The organism is Arcicella sp. (assembly GCF_964672035.1).
Genome location: NZ_CBABQS010000010.1, coordinates 1 through 22,525 on the forward strand (window position 1 = coordinate 1; position 22,525 = coordinate 22,525).

16 protein-coding genes and 1 pseudogene are annotated in these 22,525 nt (G+C 35.9%); 14 read left to right on the top strand and 3 right to left on the bottom strand.

Translation table 11 applies throughout. The features are described 5' to 3' along the window. Positions 1–362 (bottom strand): annotated as a pseudogene (locus AC1W31_RS04395) (TolC family protein); the annotation flags it as partial. A gap of 67 nt (positions 363–429) precedes the next feature. Continuing rightward, positions 430–861, bottom strand: coding sequence for a MarR family winged helix-turn-helix transcriptional regulator (locus AC1W31_RS04400; protein WP_481733195.1), 432 nt, complete (start codon positions 859–861; stop codon positions 430–432). Positions 862–1,164: 303 nt separating this feature from the next. Between AC1W31_RS04400 and AC1W31_RS04405 the strand changes: the two genes are divergently transcribed. The 11 genes from AC1W31_RS04405 to AC1W31_RS04455 all read left to right on the top strand — a co-directional run bounded on the left by AC1W31_RS04405 (position 1,165) and on the right by AC1W31_RS04455 (position 14,815). Then, a complete protein-coding gene (locus AC1W31_RS04405) occupies positions 1,165–2,247 on the top strand; it encodes a phosphoglyceromutase (RefSeq protein WP_481733196.1) in 1,083 nt (360 codons plus the stop codon). Positions 2,248–2,338: 91 nt separating this feature from the next. Beyond that, a complete protein-coding gene (locus AC1W31_RS04410) occupies positions 2,339–3,679 on the top strand; it encodes a sigma-54-dependent transcriptional regulator (protein WP_481733197.1) in 1,341 nt (446 codons plus the stop codon). A 267-nt stretch (positions 3,680–3,946) separates the two neighbouring features. After that, positions 3,947–4,024 (top strand): K(+)-transporting ATPase subunit F, encoded by a 78-nt coding sequence (kdpF, locus tag AC1W31_RS04415; RefSeq protein ID WP_416233537.1) that lies wholly within the window; start codon positions 3,947–3,949, stop codon positions 4,022–4,024. Between the two features lie 4 nt (positions 4,025–4,028). Further along, on the top strand, positions 4,029–5,729 hold the full coding sequence (kdpA, locus tag AC1W31_RS04420) for a potassium-transporting ATPase subunit KdpA (RefSeq protein WP_481733198.1): 1,701 nt from the start codon (positions 4,029–4,031) through the stop codon (positions 5,727–5,729). A gap of 73 nt (positions 5,730–5,802) precedes the next feature. Beyond that, complete coding sequence (gene kdpB, locus AC1W31_RS04425) at positions 5,803–7,842, top strand: potassium-transporting ATPase subunit KdpB (protein WP_481733199.1); 2,040 nt, start codon at positions 5,803–5,805, stop codon at positions 7,840–7,842. A gap of 125 nt (positions 7,843–7,967) precedes the next feature. Next, a complete protein-coding gene (locus AC1W31_RS04430; protein WP_481733200.1) occupies positions 7,968–8,525 on the top strand; it encodes a K(+)-transporting ATPase subunit C in 558 nt (185 codons plus the stop codon). A gap of 56 nt (positions 8,526–8,581) precedes the next feature. Further along, positions 8,582–9,661 (top strand): porin, encoded by a 1,080-nt coding sequence (locus AC1W31_RS04435; RefSeq protein ID WP_481733201.1) that lies wholly within the window; start codon positions 8,582–8,584, stop codon positions 9,659–9,661. Beyond that, entirely contained in the window at positions 9,662–10,786 is a 1,125-nt protein-coding gene (locus AC1W31_RS04440) for a universal stress protein (RefSeq protein WP_481733202.1), read from the top strand. It abuts the gene before it with no gap. A 35-nt stretch (positions 10,787–10,821) separates the two neighbouring features. Further along, positions 10,822–12,549, top strand: coding sequence for a HAMP domain-containing sensor histidine kinase (locus tag AC1W31_RS04445; protein WP_481733203.1), 1,728 nt, complete (start codon positions 10,822–10,824; stop codon positions 12,547–12,549). A 158-nt stretch (positions 12,550–12,707) separates the two neighbouring features. Next, positions 12,708–13,496 (top strand): NIPSNAP family protein, encoded by a 789-nt coding sequence (locus tag AC1W31_RS04450; RefSeq protein WP_481733204.1) that lies wholly within the window; start codon positions 12,708–12,710, stop codon positions 13,494–13,496. A 50-nt stretch (positions 13,497–13,546) separates the two neighbouring features. After that, positions 13,547–14,815 (top strand): PQQ-dependent sugar dehydrogenase, encoded by a 1,269-nt coding sequence (locus AC1W31_RS04455; protein ID WP_481733205.1) that lies wholly within the window; start codon positions 13,547–13,549, stop codon positions 14,813–14,815. A 209-nt stretch (positions 14,816–15,024) separates the two neighbouring features. Here AC1W31_RS04455 and AC1W31_RS04460 read toward each other — a convergent pair whose 3' ends face one another. After that, positions 15,025–16,341 (bottom strand): prolyl oligopeptidase family serine peptidase, encoded by a 1,317-nt coding sequence (locus tag AC1W31_RS04460; protein WP_481733206.1) that lies wholly within the window; start codon positions 16,339–16,341, stop codon positions 15,025–15,027. Between the two features lie 691 nt (positions 16,342–17,032). On the opposite strand from AC1W31_RS04460, the gene AC1W31_RS04465 reads away from it, so the two are divergent. The 3 genes from AC1W31_RS04465 to AC1W31_RS04475 all read left to right on the top strand — a co-directional run bounded on the left by AC1W31_RS04465 (position 17,033) and on the right by AC1W31_RS04475 (position 22,486). Then, positions 17,033–17,773, top strand: a complete 741-nt coding sequence (locus AC1W31_RS04465; protein ID WP_481733207.1) for a ParA family protein — start codon at positions 17,033–17,035, stop codon at positions 17,771–17,773. Between the two features lie 37 nt (positions 17,774–17,810). After that, positions 17,811–18,596 (top strand): hypothetical protein, encoded by a 786-nt coding sequence (locus AC1W31_RS04470; RefSeq protein WP_481733208.1) that lies wholly within the window; start codon positions 17,811–17,813, stop codon positions 18,594–18,596. Positions 18,597–19,495: 899 nt separating this feature from the next. Then, positions 19,496–22,486, top strand: coding sequence for a SusC/RagA family TonB-linked outer membrane protein (locus AC1W31_RS04475; protein WP_481733209.1), 2,991 nt, complete (start codon positions 19,496–19,498; stop codon positions 22,484–22,486). Positions 22,487–22,525 lie beyond the last annotated feature (39 nt).

The following is a 22,525-nucleotide window of genomic DNA, read 5'->3' on the forward strand; positions in this document are numbered from 1 at the left end:
CCGACCAACATTGATTTGTCGTAAATCACTTGATCAACTTGTGCGGTTACGTTGGTATTGTACTGATTACCAAACTGAATCCTAAGCTCGGTAGGACTAAAAGCGCCCGCTGGAATCACCGAAACTTGTCTTTTTAAGTTATCATCAAACGTAATATTTGTGGCTACTTGCGGTAAATAACCCGCCAATGCTTCAGTTGATTTTTGCTTCGCCAAAGCAATTTCGTTGTCGTATAAAGTATTACTCAAGTGGTTTTTGAGCGCAAAGTCAACGCATTCTTTTAGCGATACTGTTTGTTGTCCATGAACGTCATAGCCAAAAACGAATAATATCAGATAAAAGATAATCTTATTCTTTTTCATGTATATAGTTGATAAAAATATTATTGATTTTGATATAGTTGACTAAATCAACTATTAGGGTAAAAAACTACTTTCCAGCGTTTTCTTTTAATTTAACAAGCACTTTTTTGAAAGTCGATAATTCTTCTTCTGAAATCTCTTCCATATTTTTTCCCATTAGGTTTGTAATAATTGCTTCACACTTTTTGAGAACATCAGAACCCGTTTCTGTAATGACAATATGCTTTTTGCGACGGTCAATTGCATCATTTACTCGGATGACAAAGCCTAATTTTTCGAGTTGGTCAACGTGACGCATTATCGCAGATTTATCTTTTTGCATAATTTCAGCTAAATCTGACTGGATAGATTCTTCCTGCGAAGTTAAAATTCTCAGCAAAAAATGTTGCTCTGGAGAAATATTAACTTCCTGATTTTCAAACTCTTTAGTCGATTGTTTCATCAAGGCTCTTATGGTATTCCCAAATAAAAACGGTAATGAATTTTTATTAATTTCCATGATAATTGTTGACTTTAAATATAGTTGACTTTATCAACGATTCAAAATTACAACTATTTTTTTTGAATACAAGTAAAATTTAATTTTTTTTTAACTTTAAAAGTTAAATTACTTGAAAGTTTACGAATTAACTTAGCACGGATCTTGGTTTAGGAAGAATTCGCATTTTAGTAGGTGCTACTATTGTAATTAATGATTTGTTCAAACAAATTTTAAAATACTATATGAAAATAAACCCTTAAACTTGTCTGATTTTTGTTAAAACTCTGAATATTTTTAATCCTAATTAAAAGTTAATTTCAAATGAAAAATATTACCTTATTAATTTTAATGTGCTTTTTTTCAACGACTTATGCACAAAAAACTGGCAAAACAGAAAATATTTTCATCATTACTACCGATGGATTTCGTTGGCAGGAAATGTTTGGTGGAGTAGATTCTACGCTCATGAATAACAAAGTTTTTACCGATGATTCTGCGAAAGTGGCTCGCACATTTTGGGCAAAAACGCCGCAAGAAAGTCGTAAAAAATTATTACCATTTTTCTGGAAAACAATCGCCCAAAAAGGTCAAATTTACGGAAATCGTGCGGTAGGAAATAAAATGAATGTAAAAAATCCCTATTGGTTTTCGTATCCCGGGTACAATGAGATTTTAACAGGTTATGCCGATTATAAAATTAATTCCAACGATAAAAATCAGAATGAAAATAAAACGGTGCTTGAATTTTTGAATAATCAGCCGAAATTAAAAGGTAAAGTTGCCGCCTATTCAACTTGGGATGTGATTCCGTACATTATTAACGAAAAAAGAAGTGGAATTCCTGTGAATGCGGGGATTGAATTGGTGAAAGAAAATCTTTCGGTTCGAGAAGTTTTACTAAACGAAATGCAAAAAAATATTCCGCCAAGTGGGAGCGATAGACAGGATTTTTTGACGTATTATTTAGCCAAAGAATATATTGATAAGTATAAACCAAAAGCATTTTTCCTATCTTTTGATGAAACCGATGAACTCGCACATGAAGCCAAATATAAAGAATATCTTTTTGCCGCTAATTCTTTTGATAAATACGTTGAAGATTTATGGAATTACTGTCAATCGCAACCGCAATATAAAGATAAAACCACATTTGTAATTACGACCGACCACGGCAGAGGTGATAAAATAAAGTCGCAATGGACAAGCCACGGGCAAAAAATAGCCGATTGTTACCAAATTTGGATGGCGGTTTTAGGGCCAGATACGCCCGCTTTAGGAGAAGTAAAAGCGGAAGGACAACTCTTTCAAAATCAAATTGCCAAGACGGTTGCCAAGTTTTTAGGGTACGATTTTGACAATGGAAAACCCGTTGGTGATGTGATTGAAAGCGCTATGAAGAAGTAATTTTTAAGATTCTTTTCAAGGCTTTTAGAAGCTAAATGTTAACCCTATCGTGGAAAGTTTGCACCCAATTTATTGCAATTATAGATTAAAAATGAAAAAAATACTCATCATAGACGACGAAGAAAAAATCAGAACCCTTTTGTCCAGAATTATTGGTTTGGAGGGTTTTGACGTACAGCAAGCGGGCGATTGCAAAACGGGCTTCAATAAACTGGAACGTGAAGATTTTGACGTCGTGCTTTGCGATGTAAAACTGCCCGATGGCAATGGCGTTGACTTTACTAAAAAGATAAAAGATAAATTTCCACTCGTCGAAATTATCCTTTTAACAGCTTATGGAAATATTCCCGATGGTGTGCAAGCCATAAAAAATGGCGCTTTTGACTACATTATAAAAGGCGATGATAATAATAAAATCATTCCACTTTTGCACCGTGCTATTGAAAAAGTTGATTTGGCCAAACGAGTTCAGAAACTGGAACAGCGTTTAAACGAAAGACATTCCTTTGATAAAATAATTGGGAAATCGAAAGTCATTTTGCAAACGATTGATTTAGCCATAAAAGTCGCTAAAACCGACACAACCGTATTATTGACGGGCGAAACGGGTACGGGAAAGGAAGTTTTTGCCCAAGCGATTCATCAAGAAAGTAATCGGACTCATCAGAATTTTGTGGCGATAAATTGCTCGGCTTTTGGGAAAGATTTATTGGAAAGTGAAATGTTCGGGCATAAAGCGGGTTCATTTACGGGGGCAACCAAAGACCAAAAAGGGTTGTTTGAAGAAGCCAATAACGGTACCATTTTCTTGGATGAAATTGGTGAAATGGCCATTGAATTACAAGCTAAATTATTGCGAGTATTGGAAACTGGCGAGTTTATAAAAGTGGGAGAAAATAAGCCAACGAAGGTAAATGTTCGAATAATTGCCGCTACGAATCGAGATTTGGAAAAGGAAATTCAGCAGGGAAATTTTCGGGAAGATTTGTTTTATAGAATTGCTATTTTTCAAATAAAACTGCCCGCTTTGCGTGAACGAGTGGTTGATATTGAAGCATTGGCAAATAGTTTTGTGAATTTATTTTCAGATAAAACGAACAAAAAAATCAGGTCAATTACCAATGAATTTTTGGAAGCGCTCAAACAACATTCGTGGAAAGGAAATATCCGAGAATTGAAAAATGTGATTGAACGAAGTGTTATTTTAACGGATAATAACGTGTTGGATTTGGACAGTTTACCATTTGATTTACAAAATTTTTCGAGTGGAAATACGGATAAACCACGCTCAACTTTTGACTTAACAACTGCCGAAAAAATCCATATTCAAAAGGTTTTAAATTATGCCAATGGTAATAAAACCGAAACTGCTAAACTGTTAAATATTGCTTTAACGACGCTTTATCGGAAATTGGAGGAGTATAAAATGTAATCCGTGTGCCAATTACCCTTTCAAAACAACAGCCCAACCCTATCAAAACGATAGGGTTTTTTTATGCCCAAATTTTTAAAATTAACATAATTAACTGTTTATCAGATAGTTAAAAATGCTAATCAAATAATGGAATGATAATGGAATATATTCTGGCATAACAAATAAAAACTAAAAATATGATAACGCTCATTTTAACATTCACGGGAATAATCCTTTACGCATTGTTCTTCAAATCAATTAATTATTTCGAAAAAATATAGAATCATGACCATTTTATTCATCATCGCCATCGCAGTTTTCGGCTATATGTGCTACGTACTGCTCAAACCCGAAAAATTTTAACATTATGAACACTGAAATAGTAGGCATTATTTTTATGTATGTGTTGGTCGTAGCATTAGCCATACCACTCGGTCGCTACATCGGCAAGACTTTCAATGACGAAAACACTTGGCTCGACCCAATTTTCAATCCACTTGATACGGTTTTTTACAAAATCAGCGGCATTGATTCTCAGCAACAAATGACTTGGAAACAGCATTTATTGGCACTTTTAACCATCAACGGCATTTGGTTTCTCATCTGTATGTTTGTGCTGACCAATATGAGTTGGTTGCCGCTAAATCCTGACGGAAATCCATCCATGACGGGTGATTTAGCTTTTAATACTTCCGTTAGTTTTGTAACAAATACTAATCTTCAACACTATTCTGGCGAAAGTGGATTATCGTATTTGGGACAATTAGTATTGATGCTTTGGCAGTTCATTAGTGCGGGGTGCGGTATTGCGATTGCTGCGGTTGTTTTTATGGCAATGAAAGAAAAAACGTCGGAAACCTTGGGCAATTTCTACCGATATTTTGTCAGAAGCTGTACCAGAATTTTGTTGCCTTTGGCGTTCGTTTCGGCTATTTTATACGCTTTTAGTGGCGTTCCAATGACAATAGAAGGCAAGGACACGATGATTTCGATGCAAGGAGATTCCGTACAAGTAAGTCGTGGACCTGTAGCCGGTTTCTTAGCCATAAAGCAATTAGGAACAAATGGAGGCGGCTTTTTCGGAGCAAACTCTGCTCATCCTTTTGAAAACCCGAGCTATTTGACAAATATTGTTGAAACTGTTTCTATTATGTTAATTCCAATTGCGATGATTTTTGCTTTAGGATACGTCTTGAAACGGAAAAAATTAGCTCACATTATTTTTGGCGTGATGACTATCGGTTTTTTACTCTTACTCATTCCCTCAGTCATCAGTGAAATGAATGGAAACCCTGCCATTGCGAAGATGGGAATTACTCAAAATTTGGGTAGTATGGAAGGAAAAGAAGTACGATTTGGTTCGGCGGCTTCGGCTTATTGGGCAATAAATACGACGGTAACGAGCAACGGTTCTGTAAATGGCATGCACGATAGTATGACTCCGCTAACGGGAATGTTTACGATGTTGGGCATGATGGTCAATAGTTTTTATGGTGGGGTAGGCGTTGGCTTTTTGAACTTCTATATTTTCATGATTTTGGCGGTATTTATCAGTAGTTTGATGGTGGGAAGAACCCCCGAATTCCTCGGTAAAAAAGTAGAAGCCAAAGAAATGAAAATTGCCATGATTATTGCCTTGTTGCACCCTTTTCTAATTCTTGCTTCAACCTCTTTATCAAGTTATATTTTTACCAGTAACCCAACTGAATATGCGGGTTGGTTAGCTAATCCAGGCAATCACGGATTCAGTGAAATGTTGTACGAATTCACTTCATCAAGTGCCAATAATGGTAGTGGTTTTGAAGGTTTGGGCGACAATACACCGTTTTGGAATATTGCTTGTGGAGTAGTAATGCTACTGGCTCGTTACTTACCAATTATTGGCCCAGTGGCCATTGCGGGTATTTTAGCGGGTAAAAAGTTCATTCCAGAAAGTGCGGGAACACTCAAAACGGATACTTCAACTTTTGGTTTAATGATATTTGCGGTGATTGCAATTGTGGCAGCTCTGTCATTTTTCCCTGCCTTAACACTCGGACCAATTGCGGAATATTTTTCGATGAAATAAGGATAACAAATCGAAATCAACGCTGGCAGGGTTTTGAACCCTGTCAGCGTTAAATGGATAAAAAACTAAAAAAATGAAAGCTCAAAATACATCATTATTTCAAAAAGAGTTGATTCAAGAGGCGTTTAAACAGTCTTTTGTAAAACTCAATCCAAAAATCATGTTTCGTAATCCCGTCATGTTTACGGTTGAAATTGGAACAGCGATCATGTTAGGAGTTTGTATCTGGATATTATCTGGCGAAACCACCCAAGGCAGTTTTGCCTATAATTTTATCGTGTTTTTGGTCTTATTTTTAACCCTAATTTTTGCCAATTTTGCCGAAGCAATTGCCGAAGCAAGGGGTAAAGCACAAGCCGATAGTTTACGTAAAACTCGAGAAGAAACACCGGCTAAATGGATTGAACCAATTGGCGATATGTACGTAAATCATATCAAAATCATCCCTTCTTCTCAACTAAAAAAGGGAGATGTATTTGTTTGCGAAACGGGCGATACAATTCCAACAGACGGTGAAATTATTGAAGGTTTAGCCACCATTGATGAAAGTGCCATTACGGGAGAATCTGCTCCCGTAATTCGGGAATCGGGCGGAGATAAAAGTTCAGTTACGGGCGGTACGAAGGTGTTATCCGACAAAATTAAAGTCATCGTTACAACTGAACCTGGCGAGAGTTTCTTGGACAAAATGATTGCCTTAGTAGAAGGAGCAAGTCGCCAAAAAACACCCAATGAAATTGCGTTGACAATACTTTTAGCAGGATTTACCTTGGTTTTTATCATCGTAACAGTTACGCTAAAACCTTTTGCTGATTACGCCCATACGCCCATAACGATTGCCGCTTTTATTTCGTTATTTGTGTGTTTAATTCCAACCACAATTGGTGGTTTATTGTCTGCTATCGGTATTGCAGGAATGGATAGAGCCCTACGAGCAAATGTTATCACAAAAAGTGGTAAAGCGGTAGAAACAGCGGGTGATATTGATGTTTTATTATTGGACAAAACGGGAACAATTACTATTGGAAATAGAAAAGCGACCAATTTTTACCCTGCCAACGGCGTGAACGAGAAACACTTCATTAATTGTGCCGTTTTGAGCTCAATGTCAGACGAAACACCCGAAGGAAAATCCATTATTGAATTGGCAGGAATTAAGCCCGATACCTTAAAAGTTGATAATCCAAGATTCATTAAATTCACGGCAGAAACCAGAAGTTCAGGCGTTGATTTTGGGAATATTAGAATTAGAAAAGGCGCTTCGGATGCAATTAAGAATTTAGCTTTAAATGCTGGAAATTTTTACCCAGCTGAAACTAATGGAAGAGTAACAATGATTTCGAGTAACGGCGGAACGCCATTAGTTGTTTGTGAAAATGAGCGAATTTTGGGTGTAATTGAACTCCAAGACATCATAAAACCAGGAATTCAAGAGCGTTTTGAGCGTTTGAGAAAAATGGGTATTAAGACAGTAATGGTAACGGGAGATAATCCTTTAACGGCTAAATTTATCGCCGAAAAAGCGGGTGTTGATGATTTTATTGCCGAGGCAAAACCCGAAGATAAAATGGATTATATCAAGAAAGAGCAACAATCAGGTCGATTAGTGGCCATGATGGGCGATGGCACAAACGATGCCCCTGCCTTAGCCCAAGCGGATGTGGGAGTGGCCATGAACAGTGGAACACAAGCCGCAAAAGAGGCTGGGAATATGGTGGATTTGGATAATGACCCCACTAAATTAATTGAAATTGTGGAAATTGGAAAGCAATTATTAATGACTCGTGGGACGCTCACAACATTCTCAATTGCCAATGATGTTGCCAAGTATTTTGCCATTATTCCTGCTTTATTTATTGTGGCAATTCCATCATTGCAGGGCTTGAATATCATGAATTTACACAGTCCCGAAAGTGCGATATTGTCGGCGGTTATATTCAATGCCATCATCATTCCATTTTTGATTCCATTGGCATTGCGTGGCGTAGAATACAAACCCATTGGTGCAAGTGCATTACTCCGTAGAAACCTATTGATTTATGGTTTAGGAGGCGTTATTGTTCCTTTTATCGGGATAAAATTAATTGATATTTTAGTGTCAGTATTCGTTTAATTAGCTTTGGGCAATGAGCTTTGAGCAATGAGAATAAAAGTGTGAATCTAATTAAATTTCATAATTTTCTAAATCTCGTTAATCATACTCTTTGCTCAAAGCTCACAACTCAAAGCTTTAATAAAATGAAAACCAACCTTTTTTCAGCCATAAGATTAACCTTATTTTGTGCATTATTCTTTTCAGGAATTTACACAGTCAGTCTTTTAGGCATCGCTAAATTTGCGCCAAACGGTGGCAAAGGGGAAATAATTTCTCAAAACGGCAAAACGTATTACAGTAATATCGGGCAGACATTTACGCAGGATAAATATTTCAATTCTCGTCCATCCGCCGTAGGTTATAATGCTGCAGGATCAGCGGGAAGTAATAAAGGACCAAGTAATCCCGCTCATTTAGCCGAAATTCAAGCCCGAATCGACACATTTATGGTGCATAATCCAAGTGTTAAAAGAACAGAAATTCCATCTGATTTAGTAACGGCAAGCGGTAGCGGTTTAGACCCAAATATTTCCATAGAAGGAGCAATAGTCCAAGTAAAAAGAATTGCGAAAGTTCGTAATATCTCGGAAGAAAAATTATTGCAACTCGTTGATAGTCAGATAGAAAAACCATTGTTTGGCTTATTGGGAACTGCCAAAATTAATGTTTTGAAATTAAATTTAGCCTTAGAGAAAATATAAAAAGTTGGAACCCACAGGTATTATCTGCATTCCAACAAAAAAGAAATAAAACTCCGATGAAAACTTTATTTTTATCCTTATTAATTGCCTTTGCTTTGTCTGTAAATGCGCAAACCGACACTACAAAATCACCCTTAAAATTTAGTGGATACTTGGAAACTTATTACAGTTATGACTTCGGGAATCCGAGTAACCACACCAGACCAGGATTTGTTTATTCACATAACCGGCACAATGAAGTAAGTTTGAATTTAGGATTTATAAAAGTAGCGTATGAAAAGGACAACATAAGGGCGAATTTAACTTTAATGACGGGGAGTTACGCCAATGCAAACTTTGCGGCAGAACCAGGAGTTTTGAAGAATATATATGAAGCAAATATTGGTTTTAAAGTATCAAAAACTAAAACTGTTTGGGTAGATACGGGTATCTTTGCCTCGCACATTGGTTTTGAAAGTGCCATTGGAAAAGATTGTTGGAATTTAACCCGCAGTATTTTGGCGGATAACTCTCCATACTATGAAAGCGGTGCGAAAGTTTCGTATAGCTCAGAGAATGGGAAATTATTTCTAAGTGGGCTATTTCTAAACGGTTGGCAACGAATTCAGCGAATAGCTGGTAATAATTCTCCTGCTTTTGGACATCAATTAACGTATAAACCATCATCGAAAGTTACCTTAAATAGTAGTTCTTTCAGCGGGAGTGATACACCCGATAGTACCAAAAGAATGAGATACTTTCACAATTTTTATGGTATTTTTCAATTAAATGAAAGGGTTGGGTTAATACTCGGATTTGATATCGGTACGCAACAAAAAGCCAAAGGAAGTTCGGAATATGATACTTGGTACTCGCCAGTGGCAATTTTGAAATATTCACCAAGCAATAAACTAAATGTATCCCTCAGGGGAGAATATTATTCAGATAAAAATCAGGTAATTATAGCTACAGGCACACCGAATGGCTTTCAAACTTGGGGATATTCGGTAAATCTGGACTATAATATTGCTGATAATTTAATGTGGCGGATTGAGGGAAGAGGATTTAACAACAAAGATCAATCTTTCATAAATAGTGAAAATAAACCGAGTAGCCAGAATTATTTTACGACAACCTCCTTAGCCCTTTCTTTCTAAATGTCCGAAAAAGACCAAACCGTCCAATACTTTCTTGACCTTATCAAAAAGTCCAAGCAAGGTAAATTTAAAATTTACATCGGGATGAGTGCGGGCGTGGGAAAAAGTTTCAGAATGTTACAAGAAGCACACTCACTTTTACGCAACGGAATTGATGTAAAAATCGGTTTTATCGAAACGCACAACCGTAAAGAAACGCACGAATTGTTGGACGGTTTACCCATTATTCCAAGACGAAAACTATTTTATAAAGGCAAAGAATTGGAAGAAATGGACGTACAAGCCATCATCAACGCTCGTCCCGAAGTAGTAATTGTGGATGAATTGGCTCATACCAATATTGAAGGCAGTAAAAATGAAAAACGTTGGCAGGATGTAATGGACATCATTTCAGCAGGAATAAATGTGATTAGTGCCGTCAATATTCAGCATATTGAAAGTCTGAACGAAGAAGTAAAAATCATCACGGGCATCGAAGTAAAAGAACGAATTCCTGACAGTGTACTTATACAAGCCGATGAAGTAGTAAACATAGATTTAACGGCCGATGAACTCATTAGTCGATTGAAAGAAGGTAAAATTTATACGCCTGATAAAATTGAAATATCACTCAAAAATTTCTTTAAAAGTGACCAGATTCTTCAATTGCGTGAGTTAGCTTTGAAGGAAGTTGCCTCGCAAGTGGAACGAAAAGTAGAATCGGAAGTACCTAAGACGAATAATTTAAAGCACGAACGGTTTTTGGCTTGCATTAGTTCTAACGATATTACTGCTAAAACAGTTATTCGAAAAACTGCCCGATTAGCTAATTATTATCACAGTAAATGGTACGTTTTGTACGTGCAGAAACCTTCGGAAAGTGCCGACAGAATTGCTTTGGATAAGCAGAGACACTTGATTAATAATTTTAAATTAGCAACCGAATTAGGTGGAGAAATTATCAAAATTGAAAGTGATTCAATCGCTCGAACTATCGTTGATCAAGCAGAGAAATTGGGTATTTCAACCGTTTGCATGGGCAAACCACATTTGAGTTTGATAAGAATTATTTTGGCAACAAATGTTTTTAATGAGTTGCTAAATAAATTATCTTCAAACAATATTGACTTAGTTATTTTGTCTTAAACATCCACTTAAATTTTCGTTATTACAATATTTAAATGAAAATTAAAACCAAATTAACATTGGGCGTAGGACTTCTATTCTTAATGATTATTTTTCTCAGTGCGGTTGGGGCGATGTACATTAATGCCTTAAAAAGTGACACCGAAAATATCTTGGTTGCCAATTATAATTCCTTGAAATATTCGAGCAAAATGTTGTTGGCACTTGAGGGAAATGCGGATAAATCGCTGCACGAATTTGAGGAAAATTTAAAAAAACAGGAACATAATATTTCTGAAATTGGTGAAAAAGAAGCAACTCAAACTTTGAGAATTTATTTCAATCAATTTTCCAAAAATCAGTCCGATTTCACAGTCCATCAATTTATTCGCAAAGAGATTTTCAAAATTATGGATTTGAATATGCAGGCTATTCAGCGAAAAAGTGAGTTTGCTAAACGAACCGCAGAAGTGGCAACCCTTAGAATTGCGCTTTCGGGCGTGATTTGTTTTTTAATTGCCTTCACTTTGTTGATTAATTTGCCCTCCAATATTGCTAATCCCATCAAAGAATTATCGGAAAGTATCAAGCAGATAGCGGCTAAAAACTATTCGCAAAGAGTTCATTTTGAGAGCAATAACGAATTTGGCGAATTAGCGACTTCGTTTAATACGATGGCGGAAAAATTGGAAGAATATAATGATAGTAATTTGGCAACGCTGATGATTGAAAAGAAGCGAATTGAAGCCCTCATCAGCAATATGCACGACCCAGTAATTGGCTTAGATGAGAATATGAAAATCCTTTTTGTCAACGAAGAAGCCACTAAAACCGTTGGATTGCCAGCAATGGAAATGGTCGGCGAATTTGCTCAAAATCTTGCCATTCGTAATGATTTACTGCGTTCCTTGATGCAAGATATTCAGGTGACACAAAGCATTAGTGGAAAGGAAAAAACGCAAACGGTAAAGATATTTGCTGATGGGAAAGAGAGTTATTTTGAGAAAGAAACGCACATAATTTCCATTACACCCACAGGCGAACAAACAAAGAAAACGATTGGTTTTGTGGTGATTCTTCGGAATATAACGGAGTATAAAGAGTTAGATTTTGCCAAAACAAACTTTATTGCAACCGTTTCCCATGAGTTTAAAACGCCAATTGCTTCGATAAAAATGAGTTTGCAATTACTTGAAAATGAAAGAGTTGGAATTTTGAATGAGGAGCAAAAAAATTTAATAGAAAGCATTAAAGACGATGCCAATCGACTACTCAATACCACAGGTGAATTACTCAATATCACGCAAGTAGAAACAGGAAATATTCAGCTTGCCATTGTTTCAGCTGATCCAATAGCCATTTTGACTTATGCCGTTGATGCAAACAAAACGCAAGCCGAACAAAAGCAAATTCAGCTAAAAATTGACTACCCAGAAGAACTCCCGCAAGTCTTGGCGGATAGTGAAAAAACAGCTTGGGTTTTGATAAATTTAATCTCAAACGCCATTCGTTATTCGCACGATAATTCAACTATAAATTTGAGTATAGTGACTGAAAATCAGCACGTTAAATTTATAGTAAAAGACACTGGACAAGGCATTGCACCGCAGTATAAAGACAAAGTTTTTGACCGATATTTCCGAGTTCCAGGCACCAAAAAAGAAGGCACTGGGCTTGGGCTTGCCATCAGCAAAGAATTCATTGAAGCCCAAGGCGGACAAATTTCTGTGGAAAGTGATTTTGGTGCTGGCAGTGTATTTGCAATAGCTTTAGCGAAGGCTTAAGCTAATTATTTGACTAAGTATAAGACATGGTAATGGTTATTTTTATTCGGAGTACATTCGTTCAGAAATTAACTTGATTCTATATGTTCAACCACGTTTCATAATTACATTAACTACTTTATCCCCCAATTCTCATGATTTTTTTTACCAATCTAACAATGAAAGCCCAACGCATTTCAGGCATTTCCCTAATATTTGTGTTGAGTTTATCCTCCATGGCTTTTGCCGCTCGAAGAGATTTTTATCAGTTTAAAGTGTATCACCTTAAAACGAAAGATCAAGAAGCTCGACTTGATATTTTTTTACAAAAAGCATATTTACCCGCTCTTCATCGCACGGGCATTAATAATGTTGGGGTATTTAAGCCAATAATTGCTCCTAATGCTCCAGAGCCAACGGATTTGCTGGTTTATGTATTTATTCCTTTCAAATCTTCTGATGAGTTTTTGAAACTTGATAAAAAACTACTCGCAGATAAACAATTCGCCATTGACGGAAAAGATTACCTTGATGCACCGTACAATAATATTCCGTACAGCCGTATTGAATCCATTTTACTTTCGGCATTTACAGAAGCCCCAATCTTCAATTTACCCGCTTTAAATTCAGCGAAATCAGAGAGAGTCTATGAATTGAGAAGCTACGAAGGACCAACCGAAAAATTGTATTTGAATAAAGTGGATATGTTCAACCGAGGTGGAGAGGTTACCTTGTTCAAACGATTAGGTTTTAATGCGGTTTTCTACGCAGAAGTTATTTCGGGCGGACAAATGCCTAATCTCATGTACATGACAACCTTTGAAAACAAGGCTTCACGGGATGAGCATTGGAAGGCATTTTCGGCCGATGAGTACTGGAAAAAGTTGGTAGCTATGCCAGAATATCAACATAATGTTTCTAAAAATGATACCCGTTTTTTATATCCTGCCGATTACTCAGATATTTAAAAATCTTCTCATTTTATGAATTCATTTTTGAAATTTTAGCAATCAATTACATGAAAAAACGACTCATTACTTTCCTTCTTTCTTTATTCGTTTTGGTCGAGGCATTTCCGCATTGTAAGCCGAATCCCAAGATAAAAAAAGGTGGAGACAACGGTTCATCTATCAAACTTCCAAATGGGTTTTCGGTTAAAATTATGGCCACCGATTTGGGAGCAACTCGCCATATTGCTGTCGCAAAAAATGGGGATATATACGCAAAACTCTCTAAATTGAAAGATGGTAAAGGCATTTATTTATTGCGAGATATCAACAATGACGGCATAATTGATGAGACTAAACTGTTTGGAGATTATCCAGGAACGGGTATTTTTATTAACGATGACTACTTGTACACTTCCTCAAATTCAGGCGTTTATCGTTACAAAATGAATACAAAAGGCGAAGTTATTGATTACGAAAAACCAGCGTTAATCGTTAGTGGTTTGGTTGATAGAAAGCGAGACAATGCTAAACCTTTGGTGGTTGACAAGCAAAATAACATTTATGTTACCATCGGTTCTTACAACGACCCATGCAGAGAAATTGGTAGCGGAAAAGGAATTAATCCGTGTTCAATTCTGGATTCAGCCGGAGGAATATGGCAATTTAATGCCGATAAACTCAATCAAACCTTTGCCGATGGTACTCGTTTTGCAACTGGATTGAAAAACGCTGTGGGTATTGCTTGGAACTCTAACACGAATTCTCTTTTTACGACACAACACGGCAGAGGAAAATTTCATGATTTTTATCCGCAATATTATACCCCAAAGCAAAGCGGTGAATTGCCCGCTGAAACGTTGTACGAATTGCATAAAAATGATGATGCTGGCTGGCCTTACGTTTATTACGACCAATTTCAGAAGAAGAAAATACTTGCACCAGAATACGGAGGAGACGGCAAAAAAACGGCTGGAGAAAAAACTATTAATCCTTTAGTTGCTTTTCCTGCTCATTTAGGGCCCAATGCATTATTATTTTATACTGGAAAAATGTTTCCCAAAAAATACCAAAACGGAGCTTTTATCGCCTTTCATGGTCAATCGCCAGAATTGAAAAAAGGTTATTTAGTAGCATTTGTTCCTTTTGTAAACAACAAACCTTCAGGTAAATGGGAGATTTTTGCGGATAATTTTGCGGGAGTAGATTTAGAAAAACCCACCGGCCCAATTCAGCATCGTCCCTGTGGTTTGGCTCAAGGAATCGATGGTTCTTTGTACGTCAGTGATGATTTAAACGGAACAATCTTCAAAATTGAATACGACAAAAAAGGGAAATGAGGTTTTAAAACTAAGTATTATGTAAACTTTGAGCGACAAGAATACTCACCAAAAAAATGCAGATACTTTAGATTTTGCTCTCTCCAAAATTACTCAAGGTAATAATGGAGAGAGCCGAAACTAAATTGACCTTTTGAAAATTAAGTATTTACTTTTAAGCTTATTTCATAGGCAAAGGTTTAAATAATACAAATTTCTATAAGCTTGCTTTACTTTATTGCTTGTAAAGCCATCCATTCCATGATTGTTACAGGCTTGCCATTTACCTTTACTGGCGAGCCATCAAATTCGGTTTTTGCATGATTCACGTGCGAATATATCCAAGACCAATGACCAGTATAATAGTAGTTTTCTCCTCCAAAAAATCCAGAAAGGTCGGTTACATGGTCGTAGAATGAAAAGTGGACGTTCTTAGCTCCTACTGCTTTCAATCGGTTATAAACAGGAACAACCGTATTTTCGGGCAATGTGGTCCCATCATCTTTTGAATGAATAAACCAAATCGGAACATTCTTGATACTATTAATTTGCTGATCAGTTATGTATTGCGATTGATATGCCAAAGCACTAATGTATCCCGCCGCAAAGTAATTGGGTTCATTCAAAATCAACTTCAAGGACATATATCCGCCGTTTGAACAACCGCCTACATAAATACGTGTTGCATCAATATTTGGGTGATTTTTTACAAAATCTTTAATTAGCATCATTAACGCTTTATTATATACGTCGTCCACTTCTCCGTGCGAAGTTTTTCCCTCTTTGTTATGCATCCATGCCCCAGGACATTGCGGAGATAAAACGTATGCACTACCAAAATAAGCTTGCATTTCTTTAGAAGCATAATTAGCTGCTTTATTTGCCAGCAATGGAATCGAAGGGTCTGTTCCACCTTCGCCACCGCCATGAAGCCAAATAATAAGTGGAGATTTTCCATTTTTATCTTTAGGCGTGAAAGCGGCATACGTCAATGATTTACCTTCTCCATAGTCAAATTTCCCTAAAAGGTCAAATTCATCGACAAGTGGCATGAGTTTACCCTTCTGTTTATTCCATATCTTACTGGTCTTAGTTTCGGTGATGGTCATTTTATAATCTACCCACTGATTTCCCCTGCAACCTTCTTTTTGCGAATATTGGAAAGGCGAGCCTAACGGTAAATTTGGTGAAACTGCCAGCACCAAGGTTACAAATGTGCCTTCTTTAACTCTATTTCCTTTATTATCAGAAGGATACGCATATACCACAGTTCTGTCACCTTTTGCTTGAGTAGCAGGTATGTCAACGCAATTATGAGTTCTTTCGACCAAAACCGTAAAATTTTTGAAATCAACCACACTAATTGGTGCATCCATTTCAAGAATTACTTTATTGACGGCCGGCCCCCAGTCGAAACCTTCAACCACCAGTGTGTATTCGTTGGTTGCAAGGACACGCTTTCCCACCACATCAACACAGGTAAAACTGAATAAAAGAATATTCATCACCAAGAAATTCAGGATTTTATTCGCATATTTTTTTTTCATCGTTTTTATTGGGTTTTATATTTTTTGAATTATACAAATATGACCATATATTCGTGAATATATACTATTACTCAGAAGATTATATGCTTTCTTAAACGTTTCATAAGCTTCGACGGGTTAAAAATTCACCTTTTTTTATATAGGCAAAAGATTAATTTCTAACACTAAAAATTTCTTCATGAATTAAAAAAGTTAAAAGCTAAGTCACTCAGTATTTGTTTTAAAAATACTGAAGCAATAAAATATAAGTAATATATTACAGGATGGTGCATGACGGTTACGATTTTGGATGTAACTACTTTTACAAAATAGATAAAATGATATCGCAATAATATCAAAAGCTTATAATCCTTAGGCGGCAATCTATATTAAAGATTACCATTTGCTGAGACCAATCCCTCAAACATTCCTTGATGCTATTTATGGCAATGGTGTGGTGCTAAGTCAAACCGAAAAGTAAGCAATGCAAAATACTGGTTATTAGGTACTGATATTTGAATTAACAAGGCCATTGAGTACTACAATTTATTTGCTCAATAACAATACTTTATAAAAAGCATTATCAGCAATGGTAATGCTTTTTGTATTTATAGGAATTAGCGTATAATTTAAACTATAAAATTGTAAATTTGTCCGTAAGAATTAACATTTAGTTTCTCTTAAAATAATCCATTCAGGAAATTATTACACTATGAAGGTATTTTCAATCACCAACAATAAAGGAGGTACGGGCAAAACTACCACCACTTTAAATTTAGGAGCGGCTTTAGCACAAAAGGGATTTAAGGTATTATTAATTGACCTTGATGCCCAATGTAATCTCAGTATTGCCTCGGGTATTAAAGCCAATGCTCATCACATTGGAGAATTATTGGTCGGCGAAGCAACATTTGAAGAAACGATTGTGATGGGTAAAAATATGGATATTTTACCCTCAAGTCGCTTACTACTCGGCTTTGAGTACCGCCTAAATATCGAACCAGACTCTGGTTATTTTCTGAAAGAACAATTAGAAGGTAGAAATTACGACTACGTGCTGATTGATTGTCCACCAAGTTTAGGTACGTTAACCATCAATGCGCTGGTTGCGAGTCACTTTTTTATTGTGCCAATTCAAGGGGAAAACTTTGCTTATGTAGGCTTAGATGAAATATTACAACTGTGTACAAAAATAAGAAAACGCATGAATCCCAATATAAAACTTGGGGGTGTCCTCATGAATAAGTACGATATGCGTACAAAATTTAGCCAAATGGTTTTCGCTAAATTGTCGGAAAATTCCGACATTACCTTATACAAATCAAGTATCAGACAAGATGTTTCTTTAATGGAATGTACGGCATTTTCAGAAAGTATTTTTGATTATTCAGCCGACTCACGTGGTGCCGCTGACTTCAAAGCTTTTTGTGAGGAAGTACTTTTAAAGAACTAATATTAATTTCATTCATCAATAACATTATTTCCTTCAAATGGCTAAGAAAAGTTTCAGTAACGACTTATTAGGAGATTTACACAGCGAATCCCTCACCATAGATTTAACACCAAATTTCAATGAACCAATTGATTTATCACCCCTTGATTCAACTGAACAAGCACAATTAAGTGCTTGCGAAAAAATTATTGAAAAAGGGTATAACACTTTTATTGAAGTCGGAAATGCACTTTTTGAGATTAGAAATAATAAACTTTACCGTGAAAAACACTCAACTTTTGAAGAATATTGCAAAGGAAAATGGCAAATAAAGCGACAAAGAGCGTATGAATTAATGGAAGCCGCCACTATTGTAAACGGTTTGTCGGAAATTTCCGACAAAAATAACAGTGAAGACCCAAATAGTATAACCCTAAATATAAGAGAATCCCATGCCGCCGCTTTAGCAAAAATACCACAAGAATTACGAAATGATGTATGGCAAAAAGCAGTTGAAAAGCAACAAACTTCTGGGAAAGCTATTACTGCAAAATTCATTCAAACGGTTTATTCAGAACAACAAAAAACGGAGAAAACAGAAAATTCAGAGGAGATTAAACAAAGAGAGGAACACGATTTATTAGTAAAAAAAATCAGAGAAAAAGTAAGGCACGCAAAATTAGAATACATAACAGTAGAAGTGAAAGGCATTTTTATCATCGAAAATAATTTGGAAGAAATTTGGCAAAAACTGAGAAATGACTATACCAAAATTTCAGAAAATGATAAGATTACACTTTCAGTAGAACAAGCAGTAATTCTTGGATTAATAGGAAAAGTTTAATGATTAAGACAAGAGAACACTAAGTTCTGCTTCAAAAATAAAATTTTCCAAATTAATGACCAAAAAGTCAATTTAAAAGTAAACTTTATGGGTACCTAATTAATTATCATAAGTCACTGATAATTAATTAGTTGAAACAATATCAGTTAAGATTTATATATAATAAGTCTCCTGAGAATTGAATAAAACAAAACAATGTGTCACACGGACAAGAATATTTCATTCTCGAAGCTTTAAAATTGGGTTCGTATAAATTATGTTGATAAAAATTTTAATAATTACTTATGATAATTAAACCTTATCGTAAGTAATATTGCTAAACTAAATTCTCGGTTAGAATTTTACGCAAATTTAAAATGATGGTGGCAGTAGAAAATAATCCAATAAATTGGAAAGTATTGGAGGCCAAATCTCATTATTTACCACCATCAAGATATTTGTAATGAAAAAATAAAACTTTGAAGGAGATGAGAATTGATTTTTCCCAATTTATTTGGGTAATTTACCCTCATCTTCATTTTGAATTTTGTCTTTGAATTATGCAAAAAAGCATTATTTATTTTATAATTTTCGGAAAAAGTATTAACTTAATATCCTTAATCAATCCATAAGTGTTATCAAATTCATAAGTCAGCGATAAAACAAAGATTTTTTAGTAGCATCAATATTACTTCTAAAAAATATTCTCGGAACAGCGACCTTATTAAACTTTCAGAAAACGCTATTATCAACCCACAAGTCTGTTCGTTGGAGTCTATCAAAAGTGTGGATATCAAAACAATTTGCTAATCTAATCTTTATTGTTTGTTAATACTTAGTTACTTTAAGCGAGGTAATTTTGTTTTTTAAAGTGATCTAAGAACCAAATTTCTTTATCATCATACATAAACAAAATAATTATGACCAAGTTTTCCTTTCCCAATTCCCCAAAAAATTTATGGATACTCCTGCTTTTATTATCCATAAATTCAGCCTTTTCTCAAAATAGACTCGAAAATATTTCAGTCTCAGGAAAAGTATTTGCTTCTGATTCCAAGGAAGTCATTCCGAGTGTAAGCATCAAAATCAAAGGCACGAATAAAGGCACGAATTCTGATGCAAATGGCAATTATACCATTATTGTCCCTAATTCGGGATCCATTTTGGTATTTAGTTTTGTTGGTTATCTTTCAAAAGAAGTGGCCGTTGGTTCACAAACCAAATTAGATGTATCCTTAATTCAAGACACAAAAAATCTTTCGGAAGTGGTTGTGGTGGGTTACGGTTCGGTAAAAAAATCTGATTTAACGGGTTCAGTAAAATCAGTAAAAAGTGATGCTTTCAACAAAGGTATTGTAAATTCTCCCCAAGAACTTTTGCAAGGAAAAGTGGCTGGCGTAAACGTTACTTCGGCCAGTGGTGAGCCTGGTTCGATACAAGGAATTACGATTAGAGGCCCAGGAGGCGTAAGAACGGGTAGTACGCCACTTTTTGTGGTGGATGGTTTGGCTTTGGATAATTCAAGTACGGGTGGCGCAACCAATCCTTTGACATTTTTAAATCCACAAGATATTGAGTCTATGGATGTTTTGAAAGATGCCTCGGCAACCGCAATTTATGGGGCAAGGGGTGCAAATGGTGTTATTTTAATTACTACCAAAAAAGGCAAAGCGGGCGTTTCAACGGTAAGTTATTCTACTTCCATCAGTATTTCTAACCTTACCAGACCGATTGGCGTATTTTCGGCAGATGAATTTCGGACCCAAGTGGTAAGTGCGGGTGGCATACTTGAAGATTTGAAAGGGAATACCGATTGGCAGAAGGAAATCACCAGAACTGCTTACACTAAAAATCATAATCTGACATTGGCTGGAGGAGCCGACAAACTTACTTATTACGCTTCTTTTGGTTTACAAAACCAAGAAGGAATCTTGAAAGGAAGTGGCTTGAATAGATATACTGGTAGAATTAATGTCACCCAGAAATTTTTAGAGGATAGATTAGTTGTTGAGGCAAATTTGAACGGCTCGTACACGGATAATACCCGCCCGCCCATTGAAAGCATGATTGCCAGTGGCATTTCTACCAATCCTACGTACCCTGCCTATGGTCCTGATGGCAAGGCCGCTATTTATCCTAACCTCGTAAATCCATTAATTAGCACAGATTTATACAAGGATTTGACCAATACGAATCGGTTAATCGGTAACATTTCTCCTTCCTTTAGAATTGCAAAAGGGTTGGTTTATAAATTGAATTATGCCGTTGATTATTCTACTTCAACCAGGGATTTAGAAACTTTACCCAATGCAGTTCCATTACAGGATGGTCGTTTAGAAACGTATACGCAAAAAAATAGTAATAGTTTGATTGAAAATTATCTAACGTATTCTCACGAAGGAAATCTTCATAATTACTCGGTTTTGGTGGGACATTCGTACCAAAATATCTTTATTCAAAGTCGTAACTTTAGTATTAACAAATTTCCTTTGACGGGTGTTGAACCAATATATAATCCAGGTTTGGGACAGGATTTGACTTTAGCCAATAATAGACCTGGTGGTGGAGCGATTAAGAATGAATTGCAATCATTTTTTACCAGAGTAAATTATCAGTATAAAGACCGATATTTATTGACTGCAACGCTTCGAGCGGATGGTTCTTCAAAGTTTGGCGCAAACAATAAATACGGTTATTTTCCCTCATTCTCAGCAGGTTGGAAAATTTCCGAAGAGGATTTTATGAAATTTTCGCCTGTTAGTAATTTGAAATTGCGTGCAGGTTGGGGACAAACAGGTAATCAGGAAATTCCTTCAAAAATCACTCAAGCGCTATTTTCATCGGTGGTTTCTGGCACTACAAGTTATCCACTCGATAATGGTACAAATTACGTAGCGGGTACAACCTATACTCGTTTAGCTAACCCAAATATTCAGTGGGAAGTATCAAATCAAACCAATATTGGGCTTGATTTTGGCTTATTGAAAGGTGCATTAACGGGTTCAATTGATATTTTCAATAAAATTTCCAGCAATATTTTATTAGAAGTTATCCCCGCTGACCCGGTGCAACCCGCAGGTACTTTTTGGACGAATGTAAAAGATATGACTATCACTAATAAAGGTTTAGAAATGGAGTTAAGTTATCGTCATAAATCTGGAAATGGTATTAATTATGAAATAGGAGGAAACTCAACTTTTATCAGTAATATCGTTAATAATTCTCCTTATTCTGTCATTCCTTCGGGAAGTGCTTCTGGATCGGGTTTGACCTCTGCCACGATTAATGGCTACATAAACGGACAGCCAATCGGTACTTTTTTCTTGAAAGAATTCACAGGATTTGACGATAAGGGAATCAGCACTTTCAGAGATATTGATGGTGATAAATTGATTACTGACAAAGATAGAATTGCCGCAGGAAGTGCCTTACCAACAACAATGTATAATTTTTATGTGAATGCTGGTTACAAAGGTTTTGAAGTTTCTGCCAATTTTAATGGTGTAAGCGGCAACAAAATTTACGATAATACCGCCAATTCAAATTTCTATAAAAACAAAATTGCGAAGGGCTTAAATACTACGCCAGAAGCAGTTGAATCGAGTGTTGAGTCAATCAATAACGCAGCGCCAGTATCAACAAGATATCTGAAAGATGCTTCGTTTTTGAGATTAAATAACCTTTCATTGGGCTATAATTTCAATACAAAAGCCTTAGGAATCAATCGCTGGGTTTCAGCCTTAAGGTTATCAGTAACGGGACAAAATTTGTTTGTTGCATCAAAATATACAGGCTATGATCCGGAGGTAAACACGGACAGAACTATCAATGGAATCGCTTCTTATGGTATTGATTATTTGAGTTATCCAAAAGCCAAATCATTCGTATTCGGTTTAAATGTATCATTCTAATGTTTGAAAATTATCATTTTCAAACCCAAAAATTAAAAA

Coding starts and splice junctions, on each gene's coding strand:
- AC1W31_RS04400 (WP_481733195.1), bottom strand. CDS start 861: ATGGAAATTAATAAAAATTCATTACCGTTTTTATTTGGGAATACCATA.
- AC1W31_RS04405 (WP_481733196.1), top strand. CDS start 1,165: ATGAAAAATATTACCTTATTAATTTTAATGTGCTTTTTTTCAACGACT.
- AC1W31_RS04410 (WP_481733197.1), top strand. CDS start 2,339: ATGAAAAAAATACTCATCATAGACGACGAAGAAAAAATCAGAACCCTT.
- kdpF (WP_416233537.1), top strand. CDS start 3,947: ATGACCATTTTATTCATCATCGCCATCGCAGTTTTCGGCTATATGTGC.
- kdpA (WP_481733198.1), top strand. CDS start 4,029: ATGAACACTGAAATAGTAGGCATTATTTTTATGTATGTGTTGGTCGTA.
- kdpB (WP_481733199.1), top strand. CDS start 5,803: ATGAAAGCTCAAAATACATCATTATTTCAAAAAGAGTTGATTCAAGAG.
- AC1W31_RS04430 (WP_481733200.1), top strand. CDS start 7,968: ATGAAAACCAACCTTTTTTCAGCCATAAGATTAACCTTATTTTGTGCA.
- AC1W31_RS04435 (WP_481733201.1), top strand. CDS start 8,582: ATGAAAACTTTATTTTTATCCTTATTAATTGCCTTTGCTTTGTCTGTA.
- AC1W31_RS04440 (WP_481733202.1), top strand. CDS start 9,662: ATGTCCGAAAAAGACCAAACCGTCCAATACTTTCTTGACCTTATCAAA.
- AC1W31_RS04445 (WP_481733203.1), top strand. CDS start 10,822: ATGAAAATTAAAACCAAATTAACATTGGGCGTAGGACTTCTATTCTTA.
- AC1W31_RS04450 (WP_481733204.1), top strand. CDS start 12,708: ATGAAAGCCCAACGCATTTCAGGCATTTCCCTAATATTTGTGTTGAGT.
- AC1W31_RS04455 (WP_481733205.1), top strand. CDS start 13,547: ATGAAAAAACGACTCATTACTTTCCTTCTTTCTTTATTCGTTTTGGTC.
- AC1W31_RS04460 (WP_481733206.1), bottom strand. CDS start 16,341: ATGAAAAAAAAATATGCGAATAAAATCCTGAATTTCTTGGTGATGAAT.
- AC1W31_RS04465 (WP_481733207.1), top strand. CDS start 17,033: ATGAAGGTATTTTCAATCACCAACAATAAAGGAGGTACGGGCAAAACT.
- AC1W31_RS04470 (WP_481733208.1), top strand. CDS start 17,811: ATGGCTAAGAAAAGTTTCAGTAACGACTTATTAGGAGATTTACACAGC.
- AC1W31_RS04475 (WP_481733209.1), top strand. CDS start 19,496: ATGACCAAGTTTTCCTTTCCCAATTCCCCAAAAAATTTATGGATACTC.